The following is a 13330-nucleotide window of genomic DNA, read 5'->3' on the forward strand; positions in this document are numbered from 1 at the left end:
GCCGACGCGCGCTCGAGCAGGCGTCAGCGACAGAGAATGTCGGCTACGCAGTGCCCGGCCACGCCGAGGAGCGCCCGCTCAAGGGCGGTGCTCTCGGAGGATGCGGGGCTGCGTGACATGCCGAGAAATATGGACGACCCCTTCCCCGATGTCAACGCGGAATGAGACGCCCGTCTCGACATGTGGGACCGGTGGTCCGGCGGCGGCTCAACTGCCGGGATGTACCCACGGATTGGGCCGGCACTTGATGCCGCCCAGCTCCAATGTCTTGGTCTGCTGCTGCATGACGGGCGCCAGTGCGCCGGGAGTGCGGCAGCTCACATGGTTGTGTCCGAGCCGGTGCCCGACCTCGTGGTTGATCAGCATCTGACGGTAGGCCAGAAGGTTGTCCGGACCGAAGGTCGAGGCACCCTGGGCCCAGCGATACGCATTGATCATGACGCGGTCCGTGGCGGCGGAATCGCAGGAGACGTTGTCCTCCGTGGTGTCCAGACCCGATTTCTCGCACCAGATCCCGGTGGTGCCCGGGCTGGCGAGCGTGATCACGAAATCGGGCTCGCCGGAGGAGATCCGCTCGAAGGTCATGGCGCCGTTGTGCGCCCAGCTGCGGTCGTCGTTGAGCGTCTGCTGTACGGCCTCGGCGAAGAGGACCGCATCGAGACCGAGGCCCTTTTCGACGTCGATCCGATACCTGTACTTCTGCCCCTTGCCGGGCGCTTTCGCCAGCCCCGGGACGGCTTCGAACTTTCCGGACCCCTTGAGCGTGGGGGTGAGCGGATAGGGCTTGGCCATCTTCTGCGCGTACGTCAGGGGTTTGGCCTCCACCTGCTGCGGCTGCGTTTGCGGGGTCTGCCGCTCCACGGAGCGGGAGGTGTCCTCGGGGCCCTGCCGGTCGACACCCGCGGCCTGCGATGCGACCGAGGAGTCACCCCCGGAGTCCTGTGCGACCTGTCCGGCCACCACGACCGCGAGCACCGTGGTCACCGCGGCGGCCGCGATCCCGGTGAAGGCGCGGCCCTTGCCCCCCTTGCCCTCCCGGGCACCGGTGCCCGGGACGTCCCCGGATCCGTCGGAACCTTCGGCCTCCTCGGGCTGCGCCGTGGGCGCGTCCGCACGGTCGAACGCGTCGACGAACTCCCTGCGGGGGCCCGGTATCAGCGGCGTTCCACCGGTCTGCGGCCCTGTGGTCGGGCGCCGGTCGGCCGCGCGCTGCGCCGCCTGCTGTGCCGTCAGCTGCCGCGCCACGGCCTGTCGGGCGTAGGCCTGCTGACCGGGGCCGAGCCCCTGCCAGTCGCCGTACCGCTGCTGCGTACCCGTGCCCCAGCCGCCGCCCTGCTCACGCTGCTCGGGATGGCCGCCGCGCGCCTGCGGAACATCGTGGAACGGCGTGTGCCCGTCCCCTGCGGACGGTGCGGCGGAGTCCACCCTGCGCCGCCCGGGGCCTGATTCGGAGCGGGTGGCGCCGCGTTCGCCGTCGGCCACGGCAGCGGCCCCGGTATCGCGCCCTTTGACCGCCGGGCCTTTTCGACTGTGTCGTCCCACGCCCCGGATCAGCTCCCGCCGCATTCGTCGAGCAGTTCCCGGAACGCCTGGGCGACCGCCTCCGGGTACTCCATCATCGCCACGTGCCCCGCGTCGGGCAGTGTCAGCAGCCGCGAGTCGCGGAAGGCCGCGGACGCTCTGCGTGCCATCCGGTACGAGACGAGCTGGTCCCGTCCGCCGTACACGAGCTGGGTCGGTGCGAGCACCCGCTCGGCCTGGCGCCACAGCCCGTGCTGTCCGCCCAGTGTGTAGGCATCGACGATGCCCCGTGCCGAGCGCGTCATGACGTCCCAGAAGTACGGCAGCTCCAGCCGTCTCTCCATCTCGGCCACCGCGTGGCGGAAGGCTTCGTCGGAGATACGTGCCGGATCGCCGTAACAGAGTGCCATGACACCGCGGGTGCGCTGTTCCGCGGTCCACTCCCGGGTGAGCCGGGAGAACAGGGAAGCGACGCCCGGGAGTGCGAGCAGCCCGGTCGGCACGGCCGGCCGCTGCACCCGGATCTCGGGCAGGGCGGGCGAGATCAGCGTCAGGGTGCGCACCAGATCGGGGCGGACGGCCGCGACCCGGGTGGCAACGGCGCCGCCCAGAGAATTCCCGAAAAGGTGAACGGGTCCGCGCTGCCCCGCGTCCAGCAGCCGGATCACGGCCCGGGCGTGTCCGGTGACCGAGTAGTTGCCGTCGTCCGGCGGCGGGGAGTCCCCGAAGCCGGGCAGATCGACCGCCTCCCCGTCGACCACGTCCGCCAGCATCGGCATGAGCGCCGACCAGTTCTGGGACGAGCCGCCCAGGCCGTGCACATAGAGAGCGGGGGCGAGACCCGCCGTCGCCCCGGGGCGGGCACGGACGGTCAGCGTGAGGCCGGGCAGCGGGACGGAGCGAAGCTTCTCACCCTCCGCAACCCTCACAGCACTGACCGTGGGAGCCAGCGCGGCGGCGGCGGCGCGGGTACCGGGCAGCTCGGTCGAAGACATGCGGCAATGTTACGAGACGATCACGCGCTGGTTCATGTGTTCGCCATCACAGGCCACATCGCGCCCCCGAAGGGTTGCTCCTAGGCTTCAAGGGAAGGAAGGGAGCCATCATGACGGTCGACCCGAGCGACCCGGAGACCTTCGAGGACGCCCAGTCCGACGAACCGGACCAGGAGACGCCCGAAGCCGACGCCGCGGAGCAGCACGCCGACATCCGGCAGGAGCGCGACGAACCGCTCACCGACATCGACCGGACCAAGGCAAACGAGGCCGATGCGGCGGAGCAGGCCCGCGTTGTCGCACAAGATGAGGACGATTACCGGTAATACGCCCTGCTTTGCGGCATCACCTGACACATCTATGGCTACCGCAGCAGTCCGGTCCGTGAAATTCTGCGTCCGCGCCGCGCACACCCGGGTTACTCAAAAGTACGATGGCTGCACGGCGCAGCGTGTACTGAACGGCTGTGCTTGATCACAAATTTGGGAGGCGGCGTGACAGCCATCGAGCAGACAGAGGCAGCGCGCCCGCGGGGCACTCGCCTGCCCCGCCGCGCCCGACGTAATCAGCTGCTGGGCGCTGCGCAGGAGGTCTTCGTCGCGCAGGGCTACCACTCCGCCGCGATGGACGACATCGCGGAGCGGGCCGGTGTCAGCAAGCCGGTGCTGTACCAGCACTTCCCGGGCAAGCTGGAGCTCTACCTGGCCCTGCTCGACCAGCACTGCGAGTCGCTGCTCCAGGCGGTCCGCACGGCCCTTGCCTCGACGACGGACAACAAGCTGCGCGTGGCGGCCACGATGGACGCCTACTTCGCGTACGTGGAGGACGAGGGCGGCGCCTTCCGCCTGGTCTTCGAGTCCGACCTGACCAACGAGCCCGCGGTCCGCGAGCGGGTCGACCGGGTCTCGCTGCAGTGCGCCGAAGCGATCTCCGACGTGATCGCGGGTGACACGGGTCTGTCCAAGGACGAGTCGATGCTGCTCGCGGTCGGCCTGGGCGGTGTCTCCCAGGTGGTCGCGCGCTACTGGCTCTCCAGCCGGTCCGGCATTCCGCGTGACACCGCGGTACAGCTGTTGACCTCGCTCGCGTGGCGGGGCATCGCGGGATTCCCGCTGCACGGCACCGATCAGAGCTGAGTCCCCGGCGCGGCAGGCGCCGGTGTTCGCTGCGGGCGTTGCCGGTCGACCCGTGGTCGTTCCCTTCACCGGGCTAATGTGTGCTGCGTACGGCGCGGTTCACCGCGCAGAGACGGACCGTCGGAGGGACATAGCCGTGGAGGTCAAGATCGGGGTGCAGCACACGCCCCGGGAGATCATTCTGGAGAGCGGGCTTTCCGCCGAAGAGGTCGAGAGCGCGGTCGGCGAGGCGCTCAGCGGCAAGGCGCAGCTGCTCAGCCTCACGGACGACAAGGGCCGCAAGGTTCTGGTGCCGGCCGACCGGATCGCGTACGTGGAGATCGGCGAGCCCAGCACCCGACGGGTGGGGTTCGGCGCGCTGTAGGTCGCGCGACCCGAAAGACAGCGGAAGAGGCCCGGCGGAGAACATCCGCCGGGCCTCTTCCGCTGCCCCCGTTTTCCCGCCCCAACCGTTTCACCACCGGTTTTCCCCCGGAGGGGTTTCGCGGGGGCGGGGGAGGGTTGCATTCCGCGGCCTCGGGTAATACCGCCTACGACCGATCTGCCCGCCGCACAATCAAGCGAGGTGACACTCTGTGCTCTGGGAATCCATCAGCTCCGTCGTGCTCGGACTCGCACTGTCCTGGGTCGCGCTCCGCCGGCTGCCCGACCGGCTCCCGTCCCACCGCACCGTGCTCGTCACCGGGGCGCTCGGGGCCCTGTTCGGGGCGTATCTGACGCACTCGGCGCTGGGCTCCGGCCATGTCCTGGCGACACCGGTCGGCGCGGTACTGGTCGGGGCGGTGACCCTGTCGCTGCTCATCCGCCCGCGCCGCAGCCGGCCGGTCCGGTCCGCGGCGGCCCAGTAGCGGCGTCCGTCAGGCCGCGAGGCCGAGTGCGGCCATCCGCTTGGTGTGGGCCTCGGTGATCCTGGAGAACATCCGGCCGACCTCGGCCAGGTCGAAGCCGTCCGCGACCCCGCCCACGAGCATCGTCGACAGGGCGTCCCGGTCGGCGACCACCCGCTGGGCCTGGGAGAGCGCCTCCCCCATCAGCCGACGGGCCCAGAGCGCGAGCCTGCCGCCCACACGGGGTTCCGCCTCGATGGCGGCCCGCACCTTCTCGACCGCGAAGTTGCCGTGCCCGGTGTCGTCGAGCACGGACAGCACGAGGGAGCGGGTGTCCGTGTCGAGGCGGGCCGCGATCTCACGGTAGAAGTCACTGGCGATCGAGTCGCCCACGTACGCCTTGACCAGGCCCTCGAGCCAGTCCGAGGGCGCGGTCTGCCGGTGGAAGTCGTCCAGCGCCTTGGCGAACGGCTCCATGGCCGCCGTCGGCTCCTCCTCGATCGCGGTGAGCCGGTCCGTCAGCTGCTCGAAGTGATGGAATTCGGCGGACGCCATCTTTGCCAGTGCAGCCTTGTCGCCGAGTGTCGGCGCGAGTTTCGCATCCTCGGCGAGCCGCTCGAAGGCCGCCAGTTCGCCATAGGCGAGCGCGCCCAGCAGATCCACGACTGCGGCACGGTACTGCGGGTCGGCGGACGCGGTGGCCCAGTCCTGGGCGGCGATCCCGGTGGGTACGGGGGCTTCTTCGGATGCTTCAGTGGCGTTGTCAGGCGTCTCCATGGAGCGCAGAATAGCCCGCCCGCTCCGGGACGGAAGGGCCTGGTCAGCCGGAGACATCACACCGTTCCGATGAATTCGCCCAACACACATGCGCGAATCCGGGGTACAGTGGTATTGCGCTTACTGAGCATTTTCATGTGCCAGAAGCGCGACCTTGAATGAGGATGCCCGGTCGGTGGCCCGATCGGCTCCGACCCGACAGCCCTCCACGCGGTGTGTGCGACACGTACGACCGCAGATGAGGGGCCCCCTCAGCGGCACGAGCGCTCGAGCGACGGCAGTGGTCCCGCGCCACCCGGCCCATCCACGGCCGGATGACCAACCCCGGCACGGTACGACCCCCAGCGTTCGCCTCGGACCGCGTCTCACAGAAGAGGCAGCACCCTGACTACCTTCCGCGACCTCGGAATCCTTACCGAGACGGCCGAAGCCCTTGAGGCTGTCGGCATCACGTCCCCCTTCCCCATCCAGGAGATGACGCTCCCCGTAGCGCTCTCCGGCTCCGACGTCATCGGCCAGGCCAAGACCGGCACCGGCAAGACGCTCGGTTTCGGTCTTCCGCTCCTGGAGCGCGTGACCGTCCCCGCCGATGTGGAGTCGGGCCGCGCCGCGCCGGAGAAGCTCACCGACGCGCCGCAGGCTCTCATCGTCGTCCCCACCCGCGAGCTGTGCCAGCAGGTCACCAACGACCTGCTCACCGCCGGCAAGGTCCGTAACGTCCGCGTTCTCGCGATCTACGGCGGCCGGGCGTACGAGCCCCAGGTCGAGGCCCTCAAGAAGGGCGTCGATGTGATCGTCGGCACCCCGGGCCGTCTGCTCGACCTGGCGGGCCAGCGCAAGCTCGACCTCTCGCACATCCGCGTCCTCGTCCTCGACGAGGCCGACGAGATGCTCGACCTCGGCTTCCTGCCCGACGTCGAGCGCATCATCACGATGCTGCCGCCGAAGCGCCAGACGATGCTGTTCTCGGCCACCATGCCGGGCGCCGTCATCTCTCTCGCGCGCCGCTACATGTCGCAGCCGACGCACATCAACGCCACGTCGCCCGACGACGAGGGCACGACCGTCAAGAACACCGCGCAGCACGTCTACCGCGCGCACAACATGGACAAGCCGGAGATGCTCTCCCGCATCCTCCAGGCCAACGGACGCGGACTGGCCATGGTCTTCTGCCGTACGAAGCGCACGGCCGCCGACATCGCCGACCAGCTGGAGAAGCGCGGTTTCGCGTCCGGCGCGGTCCATGGCGACCTCGGCCAGGGCGCCCGTGAGCAGGCACTGCGGGCGTTCCGCAACGGCAAGGTGGACGTCCTCGTCTGCACCGATGTCGCCGCGCGCGGTATCGATGTCGAGGGTGTGACCCATGTCATCAACTACCAGTCGCCGGAGGACGAGAAGACCTACCTCCACCGCATCGGCCGCACCGGCCGCGCGGGCGCAAAGGGCATCGCGATCACGCTGGTCGACTGGGACGACATCCCGCGCTGGCAGCTGATCAACAAGGCCCTGGACCTGAAGTTCCCGGACCCGGTCGAGACGTACTCCACCTCGCCGCACCTGTACGAGGACCTCGACATCCCCGCGGGCACCAAGGGTGTTCTGCCGCGGACCGAGCGGACCCGTGCGGGTCTGCGGGCCGAGGAGCTCGAGGACCTCGGCGAGACCGGCGGCCGCGGCCGCAAGTCGGCCGCGACCGCCCCCGCCCCTCGTGAGGAGCGCGCCCCGCGCACCCCGCGTCAGCGTCGTCGCACCCGGGGCGGCAGCGCCTCCGAGGAAGGCGCCGTCACCGTGCCCGCGCCGTCCACGGAGGCCGGCGAGGAGCAGACGGAGGCGCGTACCCCGCGCCGCCGTCGCCGCGCCCGCGTCGGCGCCCCCGAGGGCGTCGTGGAGTCCGCGGTGGCCGTGGCCGAGGCTCCGGCCTCGCCCGCTGTCGTCGAGACCGTCGTGGCCGCACCCGTGGCCGAGGCCGAGCCGGAGGCCGACGCGAAGCCTCGCCGCCGCCGCGCCCGGACCACCACCGTGAAGGCTGTCGCCGAGACGGTGACGGTGGCCCCGGCCGCCGAGACCGTGGTCGACTTCCAGACCGTGGCCGTTGCCGCACCGGTGGCGGAGCCCGTCACCAAGCCGCGCCGCCGCGCCCGTGTCGTCAAGCCGGTCGTCGACGAGGTCGACTTCCAGATCGCTCCGGCGTCCGAGCCCGTGCCGGACACCAAGGCCCGCCGTCGGCCCCGCGCCGCCGCCAAGCCGAAGACCGAGGCGGTGGCCGCTGCTCCGGCCGCCACCGAGGACGCCGTGGAGACGAAGCCGCGCCGCCGTCGGCCGCGCGCCGCCGTGAAGGCGGAGGCCGCAGTCTCCGAGACGGCTTCGAGCGTTGCCGTGTCCGAGGACGAGGCACCTGCGAAGCCGCGCCGTCGTCGTGCCCGCGCGACCACGGCCGCCGCCGAGGCAGCGACGACCGAAGGCTGATCACTCCGGTCCGCCCGTACGGCCCCGGTTCCCGCACCCGCGGGGACCGGGGCCGTACGCGTTCCCGGGCGCGGTACCGCCACCGGCGATAACCTCGCCCCATGAGCCGGCCGCCCACCTTCGCCCCGCCCCCCTGTGCCCGTGCCCGCATGCTGCGTACCGCGCGCGGGGACTTCGCCGTGCTGGACGCGGCACCGCGTACCGAAGCGCACTCCACCGCCCTTCTGCTGCCCGGGTACACCGGCAGCAAGGAGGACTTCATCGCCCTGCTCGAACCTCTTGCGGATGCCGGGTTCCGGGTGGTGTCCGTCGACGGCCGAGGTCAGTACGAGACCGAGGGGACGGACCGTCAGGAGTCTTACGCACAGGCCGAGTTGGCCCGTGACGTACTCGCCCAGGCCGCCGCGCTCGCCGGCCCCGACGGCGCCCCCGCAACCGGTGGGATCCATCTGCTCGGGCACTCCCTGGGCGGCCAGATCGCCCGCGCCGCGGTGCTGCTCGACGCGTCGCCGTTCCGTTCGCTCACCCTGATGTCGTCCGGACCGGCCGAGATCGCCCCCGCCCAGCAGAAGAAGGCCCAGCTGCTCAGCGACGCCCTGACCCGCTGGAGCATGGCCGACGTCTGGCAGGCCATGCGCGCCCTCGATCCGCCCGAGGACGCGGACACCGGGGACGGGGAGGACCTGCGCCGCCGCTGGATGCGGCACCACCCCGCGCAGCTGATCGCCACGGGTGCCCAGCTCTCGGCCGAGCCGGACCGGGTGGCCGAGCTCGCCGCCCTGCCCCTGCCCGTCCACGTGGTGTCGGGCGAGAGCGACGACGTCTGGCCCGTGCCGCTGCTGGACGACATGGCGCGGCGGCTGGGTGCGCGGCGCACCGTGGTCGAGGGAGCCGAGCACTCCCCCAACACGGCCAGGCCGGACGTGACGGCGGCGGCGCTCGTCTCGTTCTGGAACAGCCTCTGATCCTGCTCTTCATCCACCGGTGTCTCGCCCCGCTGAAGTTCGGTCACGTCTGATCGAAGTTTGAGCGAGTCCCCCCGCGCACGTGAGTACGAGTACTCACGTGCGGGGGGCGGCTTGATCACAGACTTGGCGCATGAGACGAAACCCCGCCCTGACCAGCACGGTTACCCGCTTCCCACGCCGCACACGGCACACGCTCGTCATGACAGCTCTTGCCGCTCTGGCGCTCGCCGCCTGCGGCACCGAGAAGACGAGCGCCGGAGGACTGCGAAGCGAGCGCGCTGACACCGCCGAGGCCCGGCCCGGCCTCACGGAGATAGCAGACAGGGTCGAGGAGTCGTGCCCCCCGAGCGCCCCGCCGGAGCCGCCGCCGAGCGGTCCGGCGCTGCCACTGCCGGCTGGTGCGGTGGAGACACCGCCGGACGTCGAGCCCGCCGCCCCCACGGCGGGGCCGGAAGTGGAGTTGAACGCTCGTGACTGGTGCGCGAGCAATCTCCATGAGGAGCGCATCGCCCAGGCGCTCCGGGATCTGGTGGATCCCAGCCCCGCCGAGGTCAGGACGATCCTGAACGACCTCGGCTATGGCGACGAGCGCATTCACGGCCTGAAGCAGTCGGGTGCGACCACACGGTTCTTCCTCGACCTGCGTGACAAGGGCGGACGGCTCTGCCTGGAGGGCTCGGCGGCCGGCGAGGGGACCGTCGTCGACAAGTGCGTGGCCCCCGTGTCCGGGCCGTTCACGTCAGGAAAGCGGAATCAGTGATCGATCTGACGCTGTTGCCCGAGCATCGCCGTGGGCGGAGAACCAGCTCTTCGAGGATGGTTGACGGCTTCTCAGCGACCGTGCGGTCCCTTGCCGTTGCGGGAGAACCGCAACGGCGCGAGGCGCGTCCATACCAGTGATCTTCACGGGCCGCCTCGTAAGACGACGGAGCACACCTCCGCCCGGCGTCTCCCGAGCCTGAGCCCGAGAAGTAGGTTCCTGACCGAGTGGCGCGTCTCAGGGGGAAGACCCATGCCCGACCCGACCGAGCCCTGGTACACACCGGGCTCGCCGCAGCAGCCGGTTCCCGGCAACCCGTATGCCTCGGAAGGCTTCGGGCCGCCGCCCGGACCGCCACCGCGTCGGCGGCGCTTCGGCGGAGCACCGGTCATCGCCGCCGCCGTCGCGCTCCTGCTCGTGGCCGTGGGAGGAGGGGTGTACGCCCTCGCCGACCGGGGAAAGGACGGGCCCGCCACCCCCGTGGCGAAGGAATCGTCCAGCCCCTCCGCGCCGATGGCCCCGCCCGGTTCCCCGGCGGTCGGCACCCCGCAGGCGAAGCACATCCCGACCACGGAGGAGATCAACGCCGCACGGAAGCCGGGGGACGCGGCGACGTGGATCGTCGACGACAAGACCGATCTTCCCAGCGGGCACCAGAAGCTCTACGACCTGTGGATCGTCGGCGACACCGTTGTCCAGGCCCTGCACAGAAAGGTCGCGGCCTACCGTCTCTCGGACGGCGCCGAGGTCTGGAGCATGCCGTTGCCCGCTCCCGTCTGCGAGACACCGGCCAACCCCACGCCCGACGGCAAGGTCGTGCTCGTCTACCACAAGCGGGCCGACTCCGGGCGGAACAACCGGTGCAACCAACTGCGGATGATCGATCTGAAGACCGGGAAGCCGGGTTGGTACAAGGAGCTCCCCGAGACCGGTGACGGGGACAACACGTTCATCGTGCACAGCGCCATCAGCGCCGGTACTTTCGCGATCGCCCGGAGCATGAAGGCGACCGCCTACCGGGTCGATGACGGTACCGAGTTGTTCGACATCCCCTGGGAGGACCCGGGGAAGTGCTTCCCCGACGACGTGGCGGGCGGTTCCCGGCTCCTGGTGAAGTCCGACTGCGCGATCGACGTCGACCAGAGCAAGAACCACAGCCAGCTCCGCGAGATCGACCCGCTCACCGGCAAGGTCCTGTGGCGCCACCGGACCAGGACCGGATGGAAGGTCGGAAGCATGATCTCCGTCGATCCGGTCGTCTTCACCACGGAGAACGCCGTGGATCACATCGACGACTGGCGGGTCGTGGCCCTGGGCCCGGGAGGAAAGCCCGGCACCACCATCGACCCGCGGGGCACGAGTATCGAGCGATGCGCCGGGTACGGGAGCGGCGGCGACATCCAGCCCTGTCGCGGCACCGCGGTCGGCAACGGCCTCATCGTTCTGGGCGGCAACGACAGGATCCGCCTGTACGACCTGGCCACCGGGAAGTTCCTCTGGGGGGTCAAGAGCAACGAGCTGCGCACCTTGCACCCCCTGCGTGCGGAGAAGGGCAAGGCGGTGCTCGTCTACGAGTCGGCCACACCGAGCCGCCCCGGCCGGACCTTCCTGATGGGCCCGGGTGCCGCAGGTACGGAGAAGGTGGTGCTGCGACACCCCGCATCGACCACGGTGCAGGAGTACGAGATGGCCGGCGGGCGGCTGGCCTATGCCGACGGACGGGTCGTGATCACGTCGGCGAGCGTGAGCGGCGCCGACGACCAGCACGAAGCCCGCATGCTGTCCTTCGCCCCCGGCCCGCCCTGACCGGCCTTCGTCGTGGTCACGTGCACCTTGTCGGAGGTGTCAGTACTGCGCCTGCAGGTGCTGCCAGAAGCCGTCGCGCAGCGCTCGCCTCAGGTGCGCGTGCCCGCGCAGTGAGTGCTGGAGCAGCCGCTCGGCCTCGACGAGCAGGTCCTGGTCGACGGAGCCCGGCAGGTAGGGGTGTCCCGGCAGCAGATCGGCGAGGGATTCCCGGCCGCGCGAGGAGAGCCAGGTGGCGGCGATCTGCGCGCCGACGAAGCGGACGTCCTCGCGGGCCGGTGCCGGGCTGTCGTCCTCGTACATCGTGACGGAGCGCCGGGTCACGTACGGGCGGCAGAAGTCGAGGTCGAAGGTGCGCTGGCTGTCGACCTCCCAGAGCAGCGGCTCGGCCTGGTTGCGTCCTTCGCCGGCCTCGATGCCCCAGAGGTGGACGCGTGCCCCGTAGCCCTGTGCCGCCTCGACGGCCGAGACCAGGTCCTCGTCGCCGCCGACGAGTGCCGCGTCGCTGATGGCCCGGTGCCTGGCCAGTGACTCGAGGTCGGTACGGATCAGCGAGTCGACGCCCTTCTGCTGGTTGTTGGCGTTGAGGTTGCCGAGCCTGACCTTGACGTCGGGGAGCTCCGCGATGGACTGCTGCTCGACCGTGTGGATCCGGCGCCTGGCTCCGTCGTACCAGTACACGCGCAGCAGCCTGCTGTCCGCGAAGATCGTGCGGGCCTTGTCGATGAAGGCCTCGATCAGCCCTTCCGCGTCGAGGTCGAAGGATCGGCGGTCCTCGGTGCCGGTGACGAGCAGCCCGGCCGCGGCGTAGACATAACCCGCGTCCACGAAGATCGCGTGGGTCGAGGGCGTCTTGGACACCTCGGCGAGCACGCGCTGGAGCAGCTCGTTGGTGCGGTCCAGCTGCTCGCGGATGCCCGCTCCTTCGTCCGGCTGCGTGTCCGCGTCGTTCATGCGGTCCTCATTGTCTGCGCATGCTCAATTACTGAAGGGTACTTAGACATCCAAAAAATTTCCTTAGCGTAGGGAATGTTTGTAGAGGGCAAGCCGTTGTACCCCCCGTGGAGCGCGAGACGCAGACGCCTTGCGCTCTTCATCCTTGCGGACGGCCAGCCCGTCCTCCCAGTAGTTCTCCAGCAGGAGGATCAGACGAAGGGAAGCCATATGCGCTTCGAGATCATGCGACTCGACGATGTCGACGGTACCGCCGTGGACAGCACCGTCGTGGACGCCGCCTCCGTCAACCGGATCGTGCAGCAGGCTGCGGCCATAGGCCAGCGCATCTACATCCGGCCGGCCGACAGTTCGGCTTCGTAACGCCTTACACCGCTTTGCGCCGTTGAAGAGAAGCGCCCCCGCACGGAAGGTCTGTGCGGGGGCGCTGTGCTGTCCGGGCGTCAGGAGTTCTGGATGACCTGGGTGACCCCGTTGATGATCTGCTGGACGGCGATGGCCGAGAGCATCATTCCGGCGAGCCGGGTCACCAGCACCACACCGCCGTCCTTGATCACACGGATGATCAACAGCGAATAGCGCATGGTCACCCAGAGCACGACGTGCATGGCGATGATCGCCGACCAGACCGAGAGCTGACCGGCCGCGTCGTCCGCGTGCTGCACCGCCAGAATCACCGACACGATGGCGCCGGGCCCGGCGAGCAGCGGCATCCCCAGCGGAACGAGAGCCACATTGACGTCCTTGGTCTGCGTCGGCTCGTCCGTCTTGCCGGTGAGCAGGTCCAGCGCGATCAGCAGCAGGAGCAGCCCGCCCGCGATCATCAGCGCGGGGACGGAGACATGCAGGTAGTCGAGGATCTGCTGACCGAGCAGACCGAAGACGGCGATCACCCCGAAGGCGACCGCGACCGCCTGAAGGGCCATCCTGCGCTGCACCTTGGCGGGACGGCCCGCGGTGAGGGCCAGGAAGATCGGAGTGATTCCGGGGGGATCCATAATCACAAAAAGGGTGAGAAAAAGGGATCCGAAGACAGCGACGTCGAACACAGTGAGCCTTGCGAGAGAAGAGCGGGCCGAACAGGGGTGCGCATGTCCGGGGCCGCGAGGACGGCCGGACGCTG

General features: G+C 70.0%; 15 protein-coding genes. 9 read left to right on the forward strand and 6 right to left on the reverse strand.

Going from position 1 to position 13330, the window contains the following annotated elements; genetic code table 11:
- Nucleotides 1-23: 23 nt before the first annotated feature.
- The 3 genes from OG257_RS13635 to OG257_RS13645 are packed head-to-tail and all read right to left on the reverse strand — an operon-like array spanning nt 24 to nt 2516.
- Nucleotides 24-182, reverse strand: a complete 159-nt coding sequence (locus OG257_RS13635; protein WP_329207647.1) for an Ms4533A family Cys-rich leader peptide — start codon at nt 180-182, stop codon at nt 24-26.
- A gap of 25 nt (nt 183-207) precedes the next feature.
- Nucleotides 208-1566, reverse strand: a complete 1359-nt coding sequence (locus OG257_RS13640; RefSeq protein ID WP_329207648.1) for a DUF3152 domain-containing protein — start codon at nt 1564-1566, stop codon at nt 208-210.
- On the reverse strand, nt 1551-2516 hold the full coding sequence (locus tag OG257_RS13645; RefSeq protein ID WP_329207650.1) for an alpha/beta fold hydrolase: 966 nt from the start codon (nt 2514-2516) through the stop codon (nt 1551-1553). The genes OG257_RS13640 and OG257_RS13645 overlap by 16 nt, the downstream gene beginning before the upstream one ends.
- A 110-nt stretch (nt 2517-2626) precedes the next feature.
- Here OG257_RS13645 and OG257_RS13650 point away from each other — a divergent pair, with 110 nt between their 5' ends.
- From OG257_RS13650 to OG257_RS13665, 4 genes are all read left to right on the forward strand, one after another.
- A complete protein-coding gene (locus OG257_RS13650; protein ID WP_329207652.1) occupies nt 2627-2842 on the forward strand; it encodes a hypothetical protein in 216 nt (71 codons plus the stop codon).
- Nucleotides 2843-3010: 168 nt separating this feature from the next.
- Nucleotides 3011-3652, forward strand: a complete 642-nt coding sequence (locus OG257_RS13655) for a TetR/AcrR family transcriptional regulator (RefSeq protein WP_329207654.1) — start codon at nt 3011-3013, stop codon at nt 3650-3652.
- 136 nt (nt 3653-3788) lie between these two features.
- A complete protein-coding gene (locus OG257_RS13660; protein ID WP_329207656.1) occupies nt 3789-4016 on the forward strand; it encodes a DUF3107 domain-containing protein in 228 nt (75 codons plus the stop codon).
- A gap of 211 nt (nt 4017-4227) precedes the next feature.
- Nucleotides 4228-4500 carry a hypothetical protein gene (locus OG257_RS13665; RefSeq protein WP_329207658.1) on the forward strand — a complete coding sequence of 91 codons (273 nt, stop codon included), beginning with the start codon at nt 4228-4230 and terminating at the stop codon, nt 4498-4500.
- 9 nt (nt 4501-4509) lie between these two features.
- On the opposite strand, the gene OG257_RS13670 is transcribed toward OG257_RS13665, so the two are convergent.
- The gene (locus OG257_RS13670; protein ID WP_329207660.1) at nt 4510-5256 is read right to left on the reverse strand and encodes a ferritin-like fold-containing protein; all 747 of its coding nucleotides are present in this window, start codon (nt 5254-5256) and stop codon (nt 4510-4512) included.
- Between the two features lie 474 nt (nt 5257-5730).
- Between OG257_RS13670 and OG257_RS13675 the strand changes: the two genes are divergently transcribed.
- From OG257_RS13675 to OG257_RS13690, 4 genes are all read left to right on the forward strand, one after another.
- Nucleotides 5731-7722: a DEAD/DEAH box helicase gene (locus OG257_RS13675; RefSeq protein WP_329207662.1), complete on the forward strand. Its 1992-nt coding sequence runs from the start codon at nt 5731-5733 to the stop codon at nt 7720-7722.
- 101 nt (nt 7723-7823) lie between these two features.
- Nucleotides 7824-8687 carry an alpha/beta fold hydrolase gene (locus tag OG257_RS13680; protein ID WP_329207663.1) on the forward strand — a complete coding sequence of 288 codons (864 nt, stop codon included), beginning with the start codon at nt 7824-7826 and terminating at the stop codon, nt 8685-8687.
- A gap of 133 nt (nt 8688-8820) precedes the next feature.
- Entirely contained in the window at nt 8821-9450 is a 630-nt protein-coding gene (locus tag OG257_RS13685) for a hypothetical protein (RefSeq protein ID WP_329207665.1), read from the forward strand.
- A 252-nt stretch (nt 9451-9702) separates the two neighbouring features.
- Entirely contained in the window at nt 9703-11256 is a 1554-nt protein-coding gene (locus OG257_RS13690) for an outer membrane protein assembly factor BamB family protein (protein ID WP_329207667.1), read from the forward strand.
- Nucleotides 11257-11295: 39 nt separating this feature from the next.
- Here OG257_RS13690 and OG257_RS13695 read toward each other — a convergent pair whose 3' ends face one another.
- Nucleotides 11296-12207, reverse strand: coding sequence for an NYN domain-containing protein (locus tag OG257_RS13695; protein WP_329207668.1), 912 nt, complete (start codon nt 12205-12207; stop codon nt 11296-11298).
- Between the two features lie 210 nt (nt 12208-12417).
- Between OG257_RS13695 and OG257_RS13700 the strand changes: the two genes are divergently transcribed.
- Nucleotides 12418-12570 carry a hypothetical protein gene (locus OG257_RS13700; protein WP_093692475.1) on the forward strand — a complete coding sequence of 51 codons (153 nt, stop codon included), beginning with the start codon at nt 12418-12420 and terminating at the stop codon, nt 12568-12570.
- Between the two features lie 80 nt (nt 12571-12650).
- Here OG257_RS13700 and OG257_RS13705 read toward each other — a convergent pair whose 3' ends face one another.
- Nucleotides 12651-13256 (reverse strand): MarC family protein, encoded by a 606-nt coding sequence (locus tag OG257_RS13705; protein ID WP_329207670.1) that lies wholly within the window; start codon nt 13254-13256, stop codon nt 12651-12653.
- Nucleotides 13257-13330 lie beyond the last annotated feature (74 nt).

Source organism: Streptomyces sp. NBC_00683, assembly GCF_036226745.1.
In the GTDB taxonomy this organism is placed as follows: Bacteria; Actinomycetota; Actinomycetes; order Streptomycetales; family Streptomycetaceae; genus Streptomyces.

Coding starts and splice junctions, on each gene's coding strand:
- OG257_RS13635 (WP_329207647.1), bottom strand. CDS start 182: ATGTCGAGACGGGCGTCTCATTCCGCGTTGACATCGGGGAAGGGGTCG.
- OG257_RS13640 (WP_329207648.1), bottom strand. CDS start 1,566: ATGCGGCGGGAGCTGATCCGGGGCGTGGGACGACACAGTCGAAAAGGC.
- OG257_RS13645 (WP_329207650.1), bottom strand. CDS start 2,516: ATGTCTTCGACCGAGCTGCCCGGTACCCGCGCCGCCGCCGCCGCGCTG.
- OG257_RS13650 (WP_329207652.1), top strand. CDS start 2,627: ATGACGGTCGACCCGAGCGACCCGGAGACCTTCGAGGACGCCCAGTCC.
- OG257_RS13670 (WP_329207660.1), bottom strand. CDS start 5,256: ATGGAGACGCCTGACAACGCCACTGAAGCATCCGAAGAAGCCCCCGTA.
- OG257_RS13675 (WP_329207662.1), top strand. CDS start 5,731: ATGACGCTCCCCGTAGCGCTCTCCGGCTCCGACGTCATCGGCCAGGCC.
- OG257_RS13680 (WP_329207663.1), top strand. CDS start 7,824: ATGAGCCGGCCGCCCACCTTCGCCCCGCCCCCCTGTGCCCGTGCCCGC.
- OG257_RS13685 (WP_329207665.1), top strand. CDS start 8,821: ATGAGACGAAACCCCGCCCTGACCAGCACGGTTACCCGCTTCCCACGC.
- OG257_RS13690 (WP_329207667.1), top strand. CDS start 9,703: ATGCCCGACCCGACCGAGCCCTGGTACACACCGGGCTCGCCGCAGCAG.
- OG257_RS13695 (WP_329207668.1), bottom strand. CDS start 12,207: ATGAACGACGCGGACACGCAGCCGGACGAAGGAGCGGGCATCCGCGAG.
- OG257_RS13700 (WP_093692475.1), top strand. CDS start 12,418: ATGCGCTTCGAGATCATGCGACTCGACGATGTCGACGGTACCGCCGTG.